This is a genomic window from Iocasia fonsfrigidae (genome assembly GCF_017751145.1).
GTDB lineage: Bacteria > Bacillota > Halanaerobiia > Halanaerobiales > DTU029 > Iocasia > Iocasia fonsfrigidae.
Genome location: NZ_CP046640.1, coordinates 3538195 through 3555049, shown reverse-complemented (window position 1 = coordinate 3555049; position 16855 = coordinate 3538195). Strand labels below are relative to the sequence as shown.

Below are 16855 nucleotides of genomic sequence, written 5' to 3'. Positions count from 1 at the left end.
ATATTTGTAAGATCAGCATTCCTCTAATTATAGCTTGGAAATATCGAATTGTCTTTAGAAATAATGTACCAACTGCTATTGGTAAAAACAGTTGGTACATTTTCTGATTTATTATATAATCTGTTTCCAGCTTTCTGTATATTATTCCCAAAAGAGGTTATACCTCTTTAGAAAAAGAATTTTGTTTTAAATTGCCTTCAACCACATTTTGACCAGCCACAGTTTCTACAGACAGCACAACCACCTTCATGTTCTATACGGGCACCACATTCAGGACAGTTAGTATCTTCTGTTTCGCTGTCAGTACTATTTTTTTCAGTAAACTGCGGTTTGAGTTTTTGATAAATATCTTTGCCATTTTTAGTATTGTTGACAAAATTCTCCAGGGCACGACCGATTGCATCAGGACAGGATAGGTTATTAACATCCTTTTTAACCATGGCTGCCTCACACCTGATACCCCTCAACTGCTCAATTATTTCGTGGAGTGGTACCCCACTGCGTAGGGCAAGTGATACCAGACGGCTAATTGCTTCAGATTGTGCATGACAGCCGCCGCCCTTTCCAGTAGTGGTAAACAATTCACATACTCCCTGTTTATCTGAGTTGATAATTATATATAGTTTCCCACAGCCGATAATGGTTTTTTCTGTAGTACCGTAGGTTATTTTTGGACGCGGACGTTTACCTTTTTTAGAAGGGGAAATACTATCTTTGTTTTTAAAGCCTGTTGACAAGACCTGTTCTGACCTGCTGCCATCTCGATAGATGGTTACACCTTTGCAATTTAGCTCATAGGCCATTGTATAAACAGTACGGACATCTTCAATACTGGCATGATGATGGAAGTTGACTGTTTTGCTGACTGCATTGTCAACCTCTTTCTGAAAGGCTGCCTGCATTTTAATATGCCACACTGGTTCAATATCATGGGCAGTTACAAATAGTTTTTTTATAGCATCCGGTATGACTTCTATATCCTGTATTGAGGAATTTTTAGCAATTGTTTTCATTAATTCTTTACTATAGAACTTGTGCTTTTGAGCCAGTTTTTCAAAGATAGGATGAACTTCTATCATGGTATCATCCAGCACATGTCGTTCATAGCTTATAGCAAATAAAGGTTCAATACCACTACTGCAGCCAGCTATAATGCTGATACTTCCAGTGGGTGCTATAGTGGTTGTAGTGGCATTACGCATCGGTTTTTGATGAATACTATCGGCTATATTGGGGAATGACCCTCTGCGTTTAGCAATATCTCTGGACTGCTCATAAGATGTCTTTCTGATAAAGGCCATTACTTTTCTAGCCAGGTTCACTGCTTCCTCACTAGCATATGAGATGCCCAGTTTAATCAGCAAATCACTCCATCCCATTACCCCCAGGCCAATTTTGCGGTTGCTTTCAACCATTTTCTTGATTTTTGTCAGGGGATAGTTGTTCATATCTATGACATTATCAAGGAAACAGGTAGCAATTTTAACTGTATATGCTAATTTATCATAATCAATTATTATTTGGTCAACTTCATTAGTTTTAGTCATATGTGATAGATTTATAGACCCTAAATTACATGCTTCATATGGTAAAAGAGGTTGTTCACCACAATTATGAACAACAAATCCATTAGCAATAAATGAATGAGTTATAGGTTCTGTAAGGTCATATACAGTTTCCTTGCCCTGAAATTTGATTTCTTTAATTTCATCTAGCATTTTATCCTGGTTTAAATTTTTATTAGAAATGATATTTGTTAATATTTTTTCTTTTCGTTCAAGTAGGAAACCTATTTTTTCTGCAAAAACATATAAAGAGCTAGAAGATATTTGTAGTTCATATAAGATGCCATCAATTTTATAACATGTTTTTTCCCCTTTAATATTAGTATAAATAAATTTGTTATTAACTGCTTTGCGTTTTCTATTATAGATTTTTGATTTAATTCCTAGGTTTATTAAAAGTAACTGTACTTGTTTTAATAGTTTTAATGATTTAGAAGTTAATCTTACATAATAATTTCCTTTAATTTCGTCATTTGAGACTGTACCATCTGCTGTAAAAATACCCTGTAAAAAGCCTATTACTGCTTTGCGGGGTGCTATAAATATAGCTGACGGTACTTCTTTATCATTAGATTTAACAGCTTTAACGCCCAGCTTGTTAAAAAATTCAACAAAGTATTTACTGTGGTAGGAAAGGTGATAGGTATTATTTTTTCTTTTAATAGGTTTAATATCTTGACCATATATTTGATTAATAATAGGTTTAAAGTATTCTAATAACTGGTAATCTTTTTTGCTGAAGGTAAAACCAACCCTGCGATTTTTATCCCCTTTTCTCAGCCAGCCATCTCCTACAAGAAAGCCTAATATTTGTCCTAATTCAAGTGACCATTTTTGAGGGAAATTATACTTATATTTTCTACCATTTTTTCCTTTATAAAATTTATTAGTTTTAAAGGGTAATTCATAAGATTTAGGAAAGATTCCTTCATTAGATTGTATTAAGATTTTATGTCCTTTTTTTAAATGTCTAAGTTCTATCCACCCCTTATTTGTAAGAAATTTGTGATCAGCTGTAGTTTTAATTTCATAACCACTTTTAGTGATTAGTTTATAAATATCTTTTATACCATTATTATATATCTTAGTGGCAGTATAAATATTAGTAGCTGTTTGATTAATATTAGTATGACGGTAATTTGTTTTATCGCTATTTGCTGTTTTTTTTAAACTAAGGGGAACTCTTTTATCAGTTGTAATATTGATTTTTATATCTTTATATTTTTTAAATAATGTATCAAAACGCATTAATCCATGCTCAGTAGCAATTAAAGTATCACCGGTAATACAAGGATTAGTACTTTCTATTTCACCTATTCCTGGTGTGGGGTTATGTCTATTAATTTCGTCGATAAAGATTATACCGGGTTCCCCGTTTTTATGTGCCATTTCGACAATTTTATCAAAGACTTTACAGGCCGGTAAAGTACCCGTAATCTCATTATTTCTGGGGTTAATTAGTTTGTATTCCTGGTTTTTTTTAACTGCTTCCATAAATTCATCAGTAACAGCAATTGAGATATTAAAGTTATTTAAGTTTTCTTCAGCTTCCTTAGCAGTAATAAAATCCATGATATCTGGGTGATCTACCCGTAGGATCCCCATATTTGCCCCACGGCGTTTACCGCCCTGTTTGATTGTATTAGTTGCTGCATCAAAGATTTTCATAAAAGATATTGGTCCACTAGCAATGCCCCCAGTTGTTTTAACAAGGTCGTTTTTGGGTCTTAGACGGGAGAAGTTGAAACCTGTACCACCACCACTTTTTTGAATTAACGCAGTATTTTTAACAGAATCAAAAATACCGTCCATACTGTCTTCGACAGGTAGGACAAAACAGGCACTTAATTGTTGTAGCTCATTACCAGCATTCATTAATGTTGGTGAATTAGGCAAAAAATCAAGGTTTTTCATTATTTTATAGAAATTCTCTTCATCATCTGCCGGGTCTTCATCATATTTAAGGTTGGCTTCTGCTATATTTTTGGCCACCCGCCTAAACATTTCATCAGGGCTTTCTATTATTTCTCCCTCTGTATTTTTTTTAAGGTATCTACTCTCAAGTACTTTTCTGGCATTTTCATTTAATTTACATTCTGCAGTCATTTTTATACTCACCTCATTTATGTACTGTAACATGGTACATTATATCATATAAAGGCAAAAATACAAAATGTAGTAGATTATATTATTGAGACCACAATATACAGTGTACTATAATTAAAATTAGGATTAATTAGTTAATTTAATAGGCTATAGATGAAGGGTTTTTAATTATGTGAAAATAATATTTTATTATAAAATTTTTATACATAGGCAGGAAATAAAATGAATTTAATAAAAATATATTATATAATTTAATTAAAATCTAGTTTTAAATACCTAATGTTATTTTGTTGGAAGAGCAGCCAGATGTATATCAAAAGCTGTGAGCCAATACCTTATAAGAAATATATAAGGTATTGGTTTTTTTTTACTTTACTTAACTTAATTTTTAACTAAGGAGTGAATTTATTGAGTAAACAACTAGGATATATGATAAGACAATTTAGAGAAAGGAAATCAATTAGTCAGCAGGAATTATCAGAGATATCAGGGTTATCCCAATCATTTATAAGTAGTATTGAAAATAACCTGAAGAGTCCAACTATCAGGAGTTTAAAGGAATTGGCCCAGGCTTTAGATATATCTCATGAAGAATTAGTTAAGACTGCTTTGTTTCCTGAAAAATACATTGATGTGATTAAAAAAAACAATTTAATTACAGGATTAAATGCTAGTATAGCTAAATTGTATAAGTATGTGATTGGGACAGGACCTAAAAGGATTACAACTGATATATATAAAGATGTTGTAATTATTAGGCTTAAACCATATGTAAGTCCAATATTAGAGCAATTGTCTAAAAGTAGTGAGGGGAAAAATATTTTAAGTAATCTGGCCAGATACCTTTTTGATAGTTATAAAGTGGAATTTAATAAAATATTAAATGAATATATTGGAATAAAAGTTGATAATATTTATTGTGATTATAGTAATATTAATGAGATTCTGCTTATCAATATCTTTAGCGAAGAAATTTTATAGTGATAATTACCAAAAAATTATATTTTTATAGTGATAATTTGATAATTATGCAGGAAAATAGTCTTATATGGCGAATGTTAATAATTAGTAATATATTTTATATTAAATTGCTATATATTGTTGGAAGATCAGCCAGATAATTATATTAAAAGCTGTGAGCCAATACCTTAGGAGGCTAGATAAGGTATTGGTTTTTTTAATATCTAGAGATTTATAAAACAAAAAGTTTAGTTTAACTAGGGGGTGATAGTATGTCTCATATAAGGCTCATAAAGTGTTATCAACAAATAGCCACTAAATTTAACTCTGATATTGCTAAAAACACCCAATTAGTTATAAAGATGATTGACTATACTGATAGATATTACAGTTTGATAGCCCGGCTATTACCAGAGATTGAAGATAATATAAATGATGCAATTGATGAGACAAGGGAGCTTATTAAGTGTTTTAATAATAATGAGAGAGTCAATAATCAGCAAATGATATTTCAGGTTTTAAACGATTTAAGGAATAAAATAGATAGTATAGATAATTTGCTGAATGATAAGGATGAGTTATTTGCTGTGTTAAATAATATTATAACTGATCAAGGAGGGGATAAGGAAACAGAATTCAAAAAAATCATTAATTTGACTTCAGATTTGAAGAAGATATTAAATAGTCTTAAAATCTTGGCAATTAACAGTAGTATCTATACATATAATAAACAGGGTCAAGATGCTAATGGATTTAAGGTGATTGCGAAAGAGATTCAAATAATATCCTTAAAGATGTTGAGAAATTATCATAATATAGAAAAACAAATCAGTAGACTAATAAAATGGCGGGATTTTTTTCAAGAGGGTATTCTAGAAATAATCAGTATTGAAGGAGATATTAAGGGTAGTTATAGTAAATTGAAAGAATACTTTAATAAATTTTTTGTCTTCTTAAATGAAATAAGAGTTTTGTTTGAAGAATTAATTGAGTCGATAAATAGGGCAATATTACCAGTAAATGAACTAATGATAGAGGTTCAAAAACAGGATATCATTAGACAAAATCTAGAAAACATCAATAAAATTTTAGTAAAAACCAGTAAGGAAATTACGATTCACCCTGATGTCCTGGTAGATAATGGAATCATTTCTGAAAGATTAAATTTTATTGGGGAGGTAATTAGGCTTGTTGATAGTTTATTATCAGCTGTTCAGAGACAACTAAAGGATTCTCAAGAGGCTATTGAGTTATTATTAATGAAGACGAATAAAGACCTTATTAATATAGATAAAAATTTATTAGAGATAAGAAATAAGCTATGTAATGATCATAAAGTGGTTTCGCAAGACAATTTTAATTATATTTATAATAAAATTTTTATGCTCCTAGCAGAAATACAAGCTGCAGTTAATAAATCAAAAGATAAATATCAACAATTAGCGAGTTCTGAGGAAATATTTAAAACGGGTATAGAAGGAGTTAATCAAGAGTTTTATAATATTAGAAAATTTACTAACCGTCTAAGTAACATTAGGCTCCTGGCTAAGATTGAACTGTCATCAATGAAAGAAGAGCATAGTTTTGTTGAAAAAATAAATGATGTTATCAGAGAATTAATTAGTAAAAGTAAAGATGATATCGCTACATATATTTCTATACAAAATCAGCTTAAGTTTGATTTTAGTAATTTTACTCAACTCGTTTCATATACCAGTGAAGAGGTAGAGGTTTTTAATAGTAGATTACTTATTGCAGAAGAGAATCTTAAAATGATTAAAGAGACAATTGATGAGAAAATATTTAATCTCAGTAAGCAATTAAAGCATCTTAAAGAAATAAATGAGGACCTAATTAAAGAGGTTAATACCTTTGATAATATTAATAGACTATCAAAGGTATTTTTAGAGAATTTAAAGGCCTTGGAAGTAGATATTAATAAAGTGAGGGAATCATATAATTTGAAGGATGATAAGAGTTTAGATGATAATCGTTTATTACTACTATTTCAGGAATTTACAAGTTACCTGGAACGGAAAACAGCTGCTGATGAATATCAAGACATGGTGATTGATGTAGGAGATCATGGAGGAGAATTGACTTTATTTTAATCAATAAGATTGGAGGGATTTTATGAGTAAAGAGGGTGTTTCTATTGAATTACCTGAAGAACTAACAATGTTTACTGTAGACGATTTTAGGAATAAAATAATAAAAAAAATAGCTAATGAAACCCTAAAAAACTTGAAGGCGGCTAAGTTAAAATTGCTGGATAGTGCTGGTATTCAATTATTATTATCTTTATATAAATCATTTCCTGATTTAATCATACAAGACCTTTCAGAAAATATAATAAAAGATTTGCAATTGATGGGTATAAAAGAAATATTTGTTTCTGATAGGGGTGTTAATGATGTCTAAATTTATTCTAATTGTTGATGATTCCAAAACAGTACGGGCTTCTGTTACTTATACCCTAAAAAAAGCAGGCTATCAACTTGAACAGGCTGTTAATGGTCAGGAAGCTATCAATCTATTAAAAACCATGGTCTCTGATGGTAAAAGACCGGCTATGATAATTACTGATGTAAATATGCCGGTAATGGATGGTCTTACTTTTATTAAAGAAATTAAGAAAGATAAAAAAGCAAAATTTATCCCAGTCATAGTATTAACAACTGAATCTCAACAGGAACTAAAGCTAGCAGGCAAGAAAGCTGGTGCAGCTGGTTGGTTAGTTAAACCCTTTAAACCTGAGCAGTTAGAACAACTGGCCCATAAATTTATTAGATGATATTTTAGGGGAGGTTTTTTTGTGGATGATGAATTAATGATAACATTTATTGAAGAGACTGAAGAACTCCTGGAAAATTTAGAACAGAATCTCCTCAAATTAGAGGAAAGTCCAGGAGATAAAGAACTAATCAATGAGACATTTCGTTTAATGCACACAATTAAAGGTAGTTCTGGATTGGTTGCCTGTAATAATATTACTGATTTTGCCCATCAGGCAGAGGATTTATTAGAGCAGGTCCGGGATGACTTACTAGCAGTTAATAATGAAATAATTGATATTTTGTTTCTTTCCCATGATGTCATTAAAGATATGTTAGCTTCATTAATAAATGAAGGTCATCAAATGGATTTAGAGCGAATAAATTCAACCAAACAACAAATGGAGAAGCTGATAAATAATAATATTACTGTAAGTGATGATTTAATTAACACCAAGCATAATCAGCAAGAAAATGTCTATAGAATTATAGTGGAATTTAATAATGAATTATTCCAGACTGGAACTGACCCCCTTTTATTATTAAGGGAGATTAAAGGATTGGGTAAAGTTTTAGAGGTAGATACAGTGCTTAATAGGATACCAGACTTTTTTGAAATTGACCCAGAACAATGCTATCTTACTATCGAAGAAACAATTAGCACTAATCTTTCACTTGCAGAATTGAGGGATGTATTTGTTTTTGTAGAGATAGACAGCATGGTAAAGATTGAGGATCTAACAAAGGATTATCAAGGAAATATTGCTAAGATATCAGCTGGTCAAAGAACTAGTGATACTTTAAGTAAAAAGGCTAAAGTGACTAAACAAGGGGATAGTAAAACTATTCAAGAAAAAAGTACAATAAAGGTTTCTACTAATAAATTAGAATTACTGATGAATTCTGTGGCTGAACTGGTAATTTCTCAAGCACGGGTTAAGGAGAGGATTTCGCAGAGAGACCTTAATGAAGATCAACAGCTTAGTGCTGCTTTAGAGGAAGTAGATAAAAAGATTCACTATTTACAGGAAGAGGTTATGAAATCCCGGATGGTCCCGATTGGTAATACCTTTCTTAGGTTTAGGAGACTTGTCCGGGATCTTGCTCAGGAACAAAATAAAAAGATTAAACTTATCATTAAAGGTAGGGAAACAGAACTTGATAAAACTATTATTGAGAAGATAGCTGACCCTTTAAAACATATGCTTCGTAATGCGGTTGATCATGGTATTGAGCTGCCTGAAGAAAGGCTTGCTCTGGATAAACCAGCTGTTGGCACCATAACCCTGGATGCTTACCACCAAGAAGGAAATATTATTATTGAAATAGATGATGATGGGAGGGGCCTAGATAAAAAGAAGATAAGAAAGTCTGCCCTTAAGAAGGGGCTCATTCGTAATGATTTTAGCTCTACTGAAGATGATATTTATAACTTGATTTTTGAAGCTGGTTTATCTACTTCTGAGAAAATTACGGAAACCTCTGGCCGGGGTGTGGGTATGGATGTAGTTAGGAGTAATATTGAGGCTTTAAGGGGAAACATAACGATTAATACAGCTAAAGATAAGGGGACAATTTATAAAATTAAGCTTCCCCTTACATTAGCTATTATAGATGGTATGTCTATTGTAGTTGGGAATGAGAGCTTTATTATACCTATTAATTCCATTATAGAATTTTATCAGCCGTCAGCAGAAGAAATTAAGAGTGTAACCGGCAGTGGTGAGAGTGTTTGTATTAGAGGTGAATATTTAAATCTCTTTAGATTATCTAAACTCTTTAATATAGAAAATAAGGTGTTAGACCCTACTAAAGGGATTTTAGTAATCCTTAAAGATGATAGAAGAAAGGTAGGTCTACTTGTTGATAAAATACTTGGCCAACAACAGGCAGTGGTGAAGAGTCTGGAAGATAATTATGTTAATGTCCCTGGTCTTGCCGGGGCAACAATACTTGGTAATGGTAAGGTAGCTATGATAATTGATGTCTCATCATTAATGAAAGTAGCATTCAAATAATTTAATAATATAATATATTTCTTTAAAGTGGATTATAAAAGTGATAGAAGGGAGGGAAATTATGGGTGCTAAGAAAGGCTATCAAGATAATACAATGGATATACTCAATCAACAATTGACTAATATATCTGCTGAAAATCAATTTCTTACTTTTATTATTGCAGGTGAAGAATATGGGGTAGATGTATTGTCTGTACAGGAAATAATAAGATATAAAAAACCAACAATCATCCCTAACACACCTGAGTCTGTAAAAGGTGTAATTAATTTCCGGGGAGAAGTAGTCCCTGTAATTGATTTAAGGAAAAAATTTGGCTTTAAGGATAAAGAATATAATATGTTTACTGTAATTATTATAATTGAAGTATTAAATAAAATTGTTGGTGTGATTGTTGATGAGGTGTCAGATATCCTTAGTTTCTCTGAAGAGGATATACAAGGAAGTTTGGATTTCAGTTCAGAGATTGATACTGATTTTATCTCTGGTATGGCTAAAGTAAATGACAGATTAATTATTTTAATTAAGCTTGCGCGACTCTTTTCTTTTAGTGAATATAAGGCATTAAAAAAGATTGATGATCTTGATAATCTAAGAGAAGGAGAAGGTTTTGCTAAAGATGAAGTGGTAAAAGAGGATGATTAGTGATCAATTATTCTATAAATTTAGTAATATTCTAAATAAGGAAATAGGTCTTTCACTGCCATTAAAAAAGAAATACTTATTATATACACGTTTAACAGGTAGATTAAGGGAGCTGGGGTTAAATGATTTTGATACTTACTACAATTTGATAATAGGAAATAGATCAGAACTAGTTAAACTATATAATCTGCTAACTACTAATGTTACTCGTTTTTTTAGGGAAAAATATCATTTTAAATACCTACAGGAAGAGGTTTTGCCATTATTCCTTACTGCAGAAAAGAAAAAAATCAGGGCCTGGAGTGCAGGATGTTCTACGGGTGAAGAGGCCTACAGCCTGGCTATTGTCCTGGAACAATTTTTTCAAGGTAAAGGATATGATATTAAGATTATTGCTACTGATATTAATACAGAGGTATTGGAATTTGCCCGTAAAGGTGTTTATTCTTATCAAAAAGTAGCTGATATACCATATGAATTATTAACGAGATATTTTATGTTAGGCCAAGAGCAGAATAGGGGATTTTTTAAAGTGAAAAACCACCTAAGAAAGATGCTTACCTTTGAAAACCTAAATTTAAATCTAGAAGATTATGCTATTAATTATAAATTCGATTTTATTTTCTGTAGAAATGTATTCATCTATTTTGACCAAAAAACCAGGAAAAGAATTTTGAATAACTTTTATAATTACCTACAAGATGATGGTTATCTTTTTCTGGGACATGCTGATAGTACAAGACTAAATAGTAATAAATGGCTACAGGTATGGAAGACTACTTTTCAAAAAAATATATAATCATAATAAAAAGTCAGGGTGTAGGAGAAAGATATTTTTCTGTACTGGTGCTCGCATCTATACAAAGAATAAGGGTATTTAGTTTATTAAATAAAGAAAGATTAGAGGATGGTTTATGCAGCAAATCAGGGTTTTAATTGTAGATGATTCGCCATTTGTGAGGGTTTTTTTGACAAAGATACTGTCAAAAGATAAAAACATACAGGTAGTTGGTACTGCAGCTAATCCAAATCAGGCAGTTAGAGAAATAAAGGAAAAGAAGCCTGATATTTTAACATTGGATGTTGAAATGCCAGTAATGAATGGTTTAGAGTTTTTGAAAAGGCTGATGATAGCTCACCCTATGCCTGTAATTATGATTAGTACTTTGACGACTCAAGGGAGTAAAGTAACTCTAGAGGCGTTAAAAATTGGGGCAGTTGACTTTATAACTAAGCCTAATTTAATAGACCAGGAAAAGATAATAGAATTTAAAAACGAAGTATTAAACAAAATAAAGGCAGTTAGATACTTAAAAATGAATAATCTTATTAAGATAATGTCCCATAATAATCATAGTTGTCAAAAAGAAAAAGGCTTTGGGGATTATAAAAAATATAGTCAAGAAGTTATTACTGGCATTGGTGTTTCAACAGGAGGGGTACAGACCTTGAAGGTATTATTACCTTCTTTTCCCCCTGATTTACCAGGCATGATAGTTATTCAGCATATGCCAGAAGGTTTTACTGCCTCATTTGCTAGAGAGTTAGATAGAATATCGTCTATTAGGGTTAAAGAGGCTGAGGCTGGTGATAAGATTATATCTGGACAGGCTTTGCTTGTTCCTGGTAATTATCACCTGGAAGTAATAAGAAAGAGGGGTCAGTATTATGTAGAGTTAAACAAGAGTCCTAAGGTTAATTACCAGCGCCCATCTATTGATATTACATTTAAGTCTATGGCTGCAGTAGCAGGGAAGAATGCTATCGGGGTTTTATTAACAGGTATGGGTAAAGATGGTGCCCAGGGTATGGTCAATATAAAAGAAGCAGGTGGTTATACTATTGCACAAAATGAAGAGACCGCAATTATTTATGGTATGCCTAAAGCAGCTGTCAAGCTAAATGCTGTAGATGAAGTACTCCCTTTAATGAAAATTAGTCAGAGAATAATTAAATTAATTAGTGAGGTGAAATAATAATGATAGAATTCTTCAGGAAAAGGTCTTCTGTAAGAAATAAGTTATTAGCATTTATTTTAATACCATTAGTATTGAGTCTGGGCTTTCTTTTGTATTATACACATAAACAGGTTGTTACCAGTGTGACAGGTGTTGTCGAGACAAATGGTCTAGAGCAGGTAAAGGGTAATAGCCGTGAAATAAGTAAATGGCTGGCCGGGCAAGAAGATATCTTGACCTTATTGGAACAAAGTCTGGAGTTAGAAGAGGGTTGGGACAAAAAAAATGATATCTGGGGTTTGATGGCAAAACTTAATAATAGGGTAAAAGGGCTTGGTACTTTTATAAATCTAATATTGATAAACCCTGAGGGAAAAGCCTGGACAACCCAGGATCGAGAAATTTATGATGTCAGTTCACGAAAGTATTTTGAAAAAGTAAAGGCTAAAAATAATTTTGTTATTGGTGGTGCAGTTGTATCCCAGGCGACTAATAAAGAGATGTTTGTGATAGTTGCCCCGGTCAGAGATGATAAGGAGCAAATAATAGCTTATCTGGCGGCTGAGGTTTTATTAAAACCACTACAGGATATGGTTGCTAACTGTAAAATAGGAGAAACTGGTTATGGTTATTTAATACAGAATGATGGCCTGGTTATAGCCCATCCTAGTAAAGCTCTAAATATAAATATGTATAATACTGAGGATGAAAGTGTTACAATTGAAATGGCAAATATTGCACAAAAAATGACAAATAAGCAATCTGGTGTGGGGAGATATAATTTTGAAGGGGTTGAAAGGTATAATTATTATTCTCCTGTGGCTGGTACAGATTGGTCACTTGCCCTGGTAGTACCTGTTTATGAACTGACGGTAGCTGCTAAAACAATTACTATTAGATCAGCTATTGCCTATTTGGTTTTATTTCTTGTTATTGGATTAATTGTGTATTTTGTCTCTGCCTCTATCAGCGGGACTGTAAATGCTGTAGAAGTAGCCTTAGCTAGGGTGGCAGAGGGTGATTTTACTAAAAAAGTTAGAGTAAAAACCAATGATGAGCTTGGTAAGATGGCTGATAATCTTAATGAAACAATAACTTCCTTAAACAGAAGTCTGGCAGCAGTTCAGGAGTCATCACTGACTGTTGGTAATGCCTCCAATGAGATTGCTGAGGGTAATCAGGATTTATCACAGAGAACTCAGGAGCAGGCCTCTTCACTACAGGAGGTATCTGCTACAATTCAAGAAATTACAGCTGCTATAGAAGAGGTGGCGGCTGGCTCTGAGAGTGCCAGTGATTTAAGTGAAAATACGATTAAGGTAGTAAATAAGGGTTCAGAAGTTGTCAGGGATACTACGGAATCAATGGCCAGAATTACTGCTAGCAGTAAAGAGATTGCAGATATTATTACAACTATAAATGATATAGCCTTTCAGACAAATCTGTTGGCCTTAAATGCTGCAGTAGAAGCTGCCCGGGCAGGTGAACATGGCAAGGGTTTTGCTGTAGTAGCAGCTGAGGTTAGAAACCTGGCTGGAAAGACTGCTGATTCTGCAGAAGAGATCGAAGATTTGATTACAAATATAATTGGGCAGATAGAGGATGGTAATCAGATGGTTGAAAAGACAGGTCAGTCCTTACAGGAGATTGTAGAAAATACGGAGAAATCCAATAAAGCTGTTAAAGAAATTGCTGCTGCGATGCAGGAACAAGCTACCTCTGCTGATCAGATACAGACAGCGGTTGAGGAATTAGACCAGGTAACCCAGGAAAATGCAGCCTTAGTTGAAGAAATTGCTAGTTCGAGTGACTCTCTTAATGATGAAGCAGAGGCAATGTTAAAGACTGTAGACAAATTTAAACTGGATAATGAAGGGGATAGTAGTGTGATTGATACAAATATAAAAGGAGATAATTTTACAAAAGAAGATAATCCTAAAATGAATATAAATGAGGAGGACTTTGAAGTGTTTTGATACTTCAACTTAAGTTTAATAGTGGGCCTGACCCTATTTCTGCAAGCGAATATTAAAAGCATAATAGTTTGTCAAATATAGGTAATATAATTGATATCCAAAAATAATAATAAGCTATAAAAACAAGGAGTATGTTGAAATTGATATACTCCTTTTCTTTTTAAAAAATTCACAAATAACATTTTAATGCGTAATAGCTTTAATAAACTGCTAGAGCTTAGATAAGATATTTTATATCCCAAAGCACTATACATCTTCTGGTATAACGCCAAACAACCACCAACAATAATTGGCTTAAAAAGAAGCATCGGAATAGTTCGTTGGCGTAATCCTTCTTCCTGATCATCTGACATTTTATCCCTATCACTTTTGTTAAAATACTTCAATTCAATTATCCACTCATACTTAATATCAGGTATCCTGATATTAAGTTCAGGATAAATATCTATTATACCCATTCTCTACCTCTCTGGTTCACTATATGGTAGTCTCCTTATATTGAAATTATTACTCATTCACACAACAACTTAAAACCTTTAATCTTTGAAATCACTTTCTACAGGTGTCCATTCGTCAATATTATAGATTATTTTGGGAACAATAAAAAAGTTAATTACTTCAACTCCTTTAGTTTCAGGAAGCTTGTAGTTGATGAAATTATACATTTCTTCATTATCTAAAAATCTTGTTTCGATAGCTAAATTTGCTTTTCCCCATCCAGATGCAATATAACATACATTGGGGTTCTTCTTACAAGATTTTATAAATTCATCATAAATTTCTTCATCTACTTTAAGATTAATATCTGCGATGGAATGATAACCAAACATACTTGGGTCAACTATTGTTGTGATGCGGATAGCTTTTGATTCTACTAAATTATTAATTCTTCTTCTTACTGTTCTTTCGTTGATATCAATTGTTCGGGCTATTTCAGAGGCAGAAATTCTAGCATCTTTAGATAATTCTTTTATGATTTTAAAATCTATTTTGTCAAAGGATTTCATTTTTTTAGACATGTTAATCCTCCTAACCAATTGCATATTTTTACTACTTTTGTTTGAATATATTTTAACATTTTAAAGATAAATAGACAAGAGTAAAATAAAAATAAGGCATATTATCATCTGTTGTGGACATATATATGTCTTTTTCGGACATAAATTATATAAAATCGGACAGAAAAGTATTGACAATATGTATATTGAATAGTATAATAACGGTAATAAACGTTTATTAATTTATTTAAACTTGTAAATTAAATGATGACAAAGCTGCTTTGTTAATTTGGATTATGGTCATATTTAAAAAAGGGTTTAAATAGTTGAAAAAAATAAAAGAAAGGAGCATATTTTGAATTTTAATGACCTTATCCCACTGATTATTATTGGTTTGTTTTTTGTCGGCATAATTATTATAGGGAAAATTGCTAGTAATAAAGTATCAAATTCAGATGATTATCTAGTAGCTGGAAGAGGTGCACCGCTTGCACTGATAGTAGGAACTCTTTTTGCGACTTTTTGGGGTGGAGGAACTATCATCGGTGCTACAGGAGCAGCGTATAATGAAGGAATGTTTGGGGTAATAGAAGACCCGTTTGCTGCTGGACTGGCGTTGATTATTATTGGTCTTTTCTTTGTGAAAATTTTAAGGAAATTAAGAATTCGATCTATAGGAGAACTTTACAGCTACCGTTTTGGTGCTGTTACTGGTTATTTTGCATCAGCGGTAATGATCCCAACTTATATTATATGGACTGCTGTACAGTTCTTAGCTATTGGTAAAATTCTTAATGTGCTTTTTGATATTAATTTCACATTATCTTATTTAATGGCAACAGTCGTTGTAGTTATATTTACGTATATGGGTGGAATTGTGGCCGTAATTTGGACGGATTTTATCCAAATGATTATTATTTTTATAGGACTTGTCATAATTTTAGTTGTTGGAATTGATATAGCTGGGGGTGTAGGTAATGTAATAAAACATACCCCAAAGGGATTCTGGAATATTGTTCCTGCTAAAAAAGGAGTAATGCCCTGGATAAGTTATCTTGCTATGTGGGTAGGAATGGGGTTAGGTAATATACCAAGTCCTGATATTGCCCAAAGATCTTTTATGGCAAAAGATGAGAAGACAGCTAAGAAAGGTATGATCATTGCAGGTGGATTATATTGGACTATTGGGTTTATTCCTATAATAATTGCCTTAGTTTGTATAAGTCTGGTTTCTGATGGAGTGATACAGGGGAGTATTTTCGCAAAAGATAGTGAGTTGATTATTCCAATTTTAGCTAAAGAGCTTTTAAATCCTATAGGAATTGGTATCTTTGTTGCATCGCTTTTAGCTGCAATTTTATCAAGTGCTAGTACATCTCTTTTTGCAACGGCAGTTCTTTTTTCTAATGATATTTACAAACCCCTGATAATGGAAAAATTAGATAATAATAAAGTGGAAAAAGATAAGCAGATGTTAATGGCCACAAAATCCTTTGTAATTATAGTAGGGGTGCTATCTGCGATCTGTGGATTAGCAAGCACAAATATTTATGATTTGACAATATTTGCTTTTACATTACAATTTGGAGTACTTTTCTTTCCCTTTGTGATAGCTTTAAAGGCCAAGTGGGCAACTACTTATGGCATTATTTCTGGAATGATAGCTGGATTTTTAGTAAATTTATTAGGGTCTATCTTTCAACTTTCGATAATTCCAGAACCATGGGAGTTTTATACTTTAGTACCAGCACTGGTTAATTTGTTTTTTATAGTTATAGTATCATTTATAACTAAAAATAAAAATAAAGCTAGGGCATTAGAAGAAATATATCTTGATTAAATCAAAAATAAAGATAG

General features: G+C 32.2%; 13 protein-coding genes. 10 read left to right on the top strand and 3 right to left on the bottom strand.

All coding sequences use genetic code 11. The annotated features are described in order from the left end of the window. Positions 1-197: 197 nt before the first annotated feature. On the bottom strand, positions 198-3671 hold the full coding sequence (locus GM661_RS17035) for a ribonucleotide reductase N-terminal alpha domain-containing protein (protein ID WP_230867871.1): 3474 nt from the start codon (positions 3669-3671) through the stop codon (positions 198-200). Positions 3672-4079: 408 nt separating this feature from the next. On the opposite strand from GM661_RS17035, the gene GM661_RS17030 reads away from it, so the two are divergent. The 9 genes from GM661_RS17030 (at position 4080) to GM661_RS16990 (ending at position 14000) form a co-directional block, all read left to right on the top strand. Continuing rightward, a complete protein-coding gene (locus GM661_RS17030) occupies positions 4080-4652 on the top strand; it encodes a Na-translocating system protein MpsC family protein (protein ID WP_230867870.1) in 573 nt (190 codons plus the stop codon). Positions 4653-4903: 251 nt separating this feature from the next. Further along, a complete protein-coding gene (locus GM661_RS17025) occupies positions 4904-6742 on the top strand; it encodes a hypothetical protein (protein ID WP_230867869.1) in 1839 nt (612 codons plus the stop codon). Positions 6743-6764: 22 nt separating this feature from the next. Then, entirely contained in the window at positions 6765-7052 is a 288-nt protein-coding gene (locus GM661_RS17020) for an STAS domain-containing protein (RefSeq protein WP_230867868.1), read from the top strand. Continuing rightward, entirely contained in the window at positions 7045-7425 is a 381-nt protein-coding gene (locus GM661_RS17015; protein WP_230867867.1) for a response regulator, read from the top strand. The genes GM661_RS17020 and GM661_RS17015 overlap by 8 nt, the downstream gene beginning before the upstream one ends. A 21-nt stretch (positions 7426-7446) precedes the next feature. Continuing rightward, positions 7447-9423: a chemotaxis protein CheA gene (locus tag GM661_RS17010; protein WP_230867866.1), complete on the top strand. Its 1977-nt coding sequence runs from the start codon at positions 7447-7449 to the stop codon at positions 9421-9423. 61 nt (positions 9424-9484) lie between these two features. Next, positions 9485-10066 carry a chemotaxis protein CheW gene (locus GM661_RS17005; RefSeq protein WP_230867865.1) on the top strand — a complete coding sequence of 194 codons (582 nt, stop codon included), beginning with the start codon at positions 9485-9487 and terminating at the stop codon, positions 10064-10066. Further along, a complete protein-coding gene (locus tag GM661_RS17000; protein ID WP_230867864.1) occupies positions 10059-10865 on the top strand; it encodes a CheR family methyltransferase in 807 nt (268 codons plus the stop codon). The genes GM661_RS17005 and GM661_RS17000 overlap by 8 nt, the downstream gene beginning before the upstream one ends. Before the next feature lie 115 nt (positions 10866-10980). Next, on the top strand, positions 10981-12042 hold the full coding sequence (locus GM661_RS16995; protein WP_230867863.1) for a protein-glutamate methylesterase/protein-glutamine glutaminase: 1062 nt from the start codon (positions 10981-10983) through the stop codon (positions 12040-12042). Positions 12043-12044: 2 nt separating this feature from the next. Next, entirely contained in the window at positions 12045-14000 is a 1956-nt protein-coding gene (locus tag GM661_RS16990; protein ID WP_230867862.1) for a methyl-accepting chemotaxis protein, read from the top strand. Positions 14001-14071: 71 nt separating this feature from the next. Here the strand turns inward: GM661_RS16990 and GM661_RS16985 are convergent, their stop codons facing one another. Continuing rightward, a complete protein-coding gene (locus GM661_RS16985) occupies positions 14072-14458 on the bottom strand; it encodes a hypothetical protein (RefSeq protein ID WP_230867861.1) in 387 nt (128 codons plus the stop codon). 78 nt (positions 14459-14536) lie between these two features. Continuing rightward, the gene (locus GM661_RS16980) at positions 14537-15019 is read right to left on the bottom strand and encodes an Lrp/AsnC family transcriptional regulator (RefSeq protein ID WP_230867860.1); all 483 of its coding nucleotides are present in this window, start codon (positions 15017-15019) and stop codon (positions 14537-14539) included. 334 nt (positions 15020-15353) lie between these two features. Here GM661_RS16980 and GM661_RS16975 point away from each other — a divergent pair, with 334 nt between their 5' ends. Beyond that, positions 15354-16838, top strand: coding sequence for a sodium:solute symporter family transporter (locus GM661_RS16975; protein ID WP_230867859.1), 1485 nt, complete (start codon positions 15354-15356; stop codon positions 16836-16838). Positions 16839-16855: the final 17 nt, after the last annotated feature.

Excerpts from the sequence above, each read along its gene's own strand:
- GM661_RS17035 (WP_230867871.1), bottom strand. The coding sequence starts at position 3,671 with ATGACTGCAGAATGTAAATTAAATGAAAATGCCAGAAAAGTACTTGAG.
- GM661_RS17025 (WP_230867869.1), top strand. The coding sequence starts at position 4,904 with ATGTCTCATATAAGGCTCATAAAGTGTTATCAACAAATAGCCACTAAA.
- GM661_RS17020 (WP_230867868.1), top strand. The coding sequence starts at position 6,765 with ATGAGTAAAGAGGGTGTTTCTATTGAATTACCTGAAGAACTAACAATG.
- GM661_RS17015 (WP_230867867.1), top strand. The coding sequence starts at position 7,045 with ATGTCTAAATTTATTCTAATTGTTGATGATTCCAAAACAGTACGGGCT.
- GM661_RS17005 (WP_230867865.1), top strand. The coding sequence starts at position 9,485 with ATGGGTGCTAAGAAAGGCTATCAAGATAATACAATGGATATACTCAAT.
- GM661_RS17000 (WP_230867864.1), top strand. The coding sequence starts at position 10,059 with ATGATTAGTGATCAATTATTCTATAAATTTAGTAATATTCTAAATAAG.
- GM661_RS16995 (WP_230867863.1), top strand. The coding sequence starts at position 10,981 with ATGCAGCAAATCAGGGTTTTAATTGTAGATGATTCGCCATTTGTGAGG.
- GM661_RS16990 (WP_230867862.1), top strand. The coding sequence starts at position 12,045 with ATGATAGAATTCTTCAGGAAAAGGTCTTCTGTAAGAAATAAGTTATTA.
- GM661_RS16985 (WP_230867861.1), bottom strand. The coding sequence starts at position 14,458 with ATGGGTATAATAGATATTTATCCTGAACTTAATATCAGGATACCTGAT.
- GM661_RS16980 (WP_230867860.1), bottom strand. The coding sequence starts at position 15,019 with ATGTCTAAAAAAATGAAATCCTTTGACAAAATAGATTTTAAAATCATA.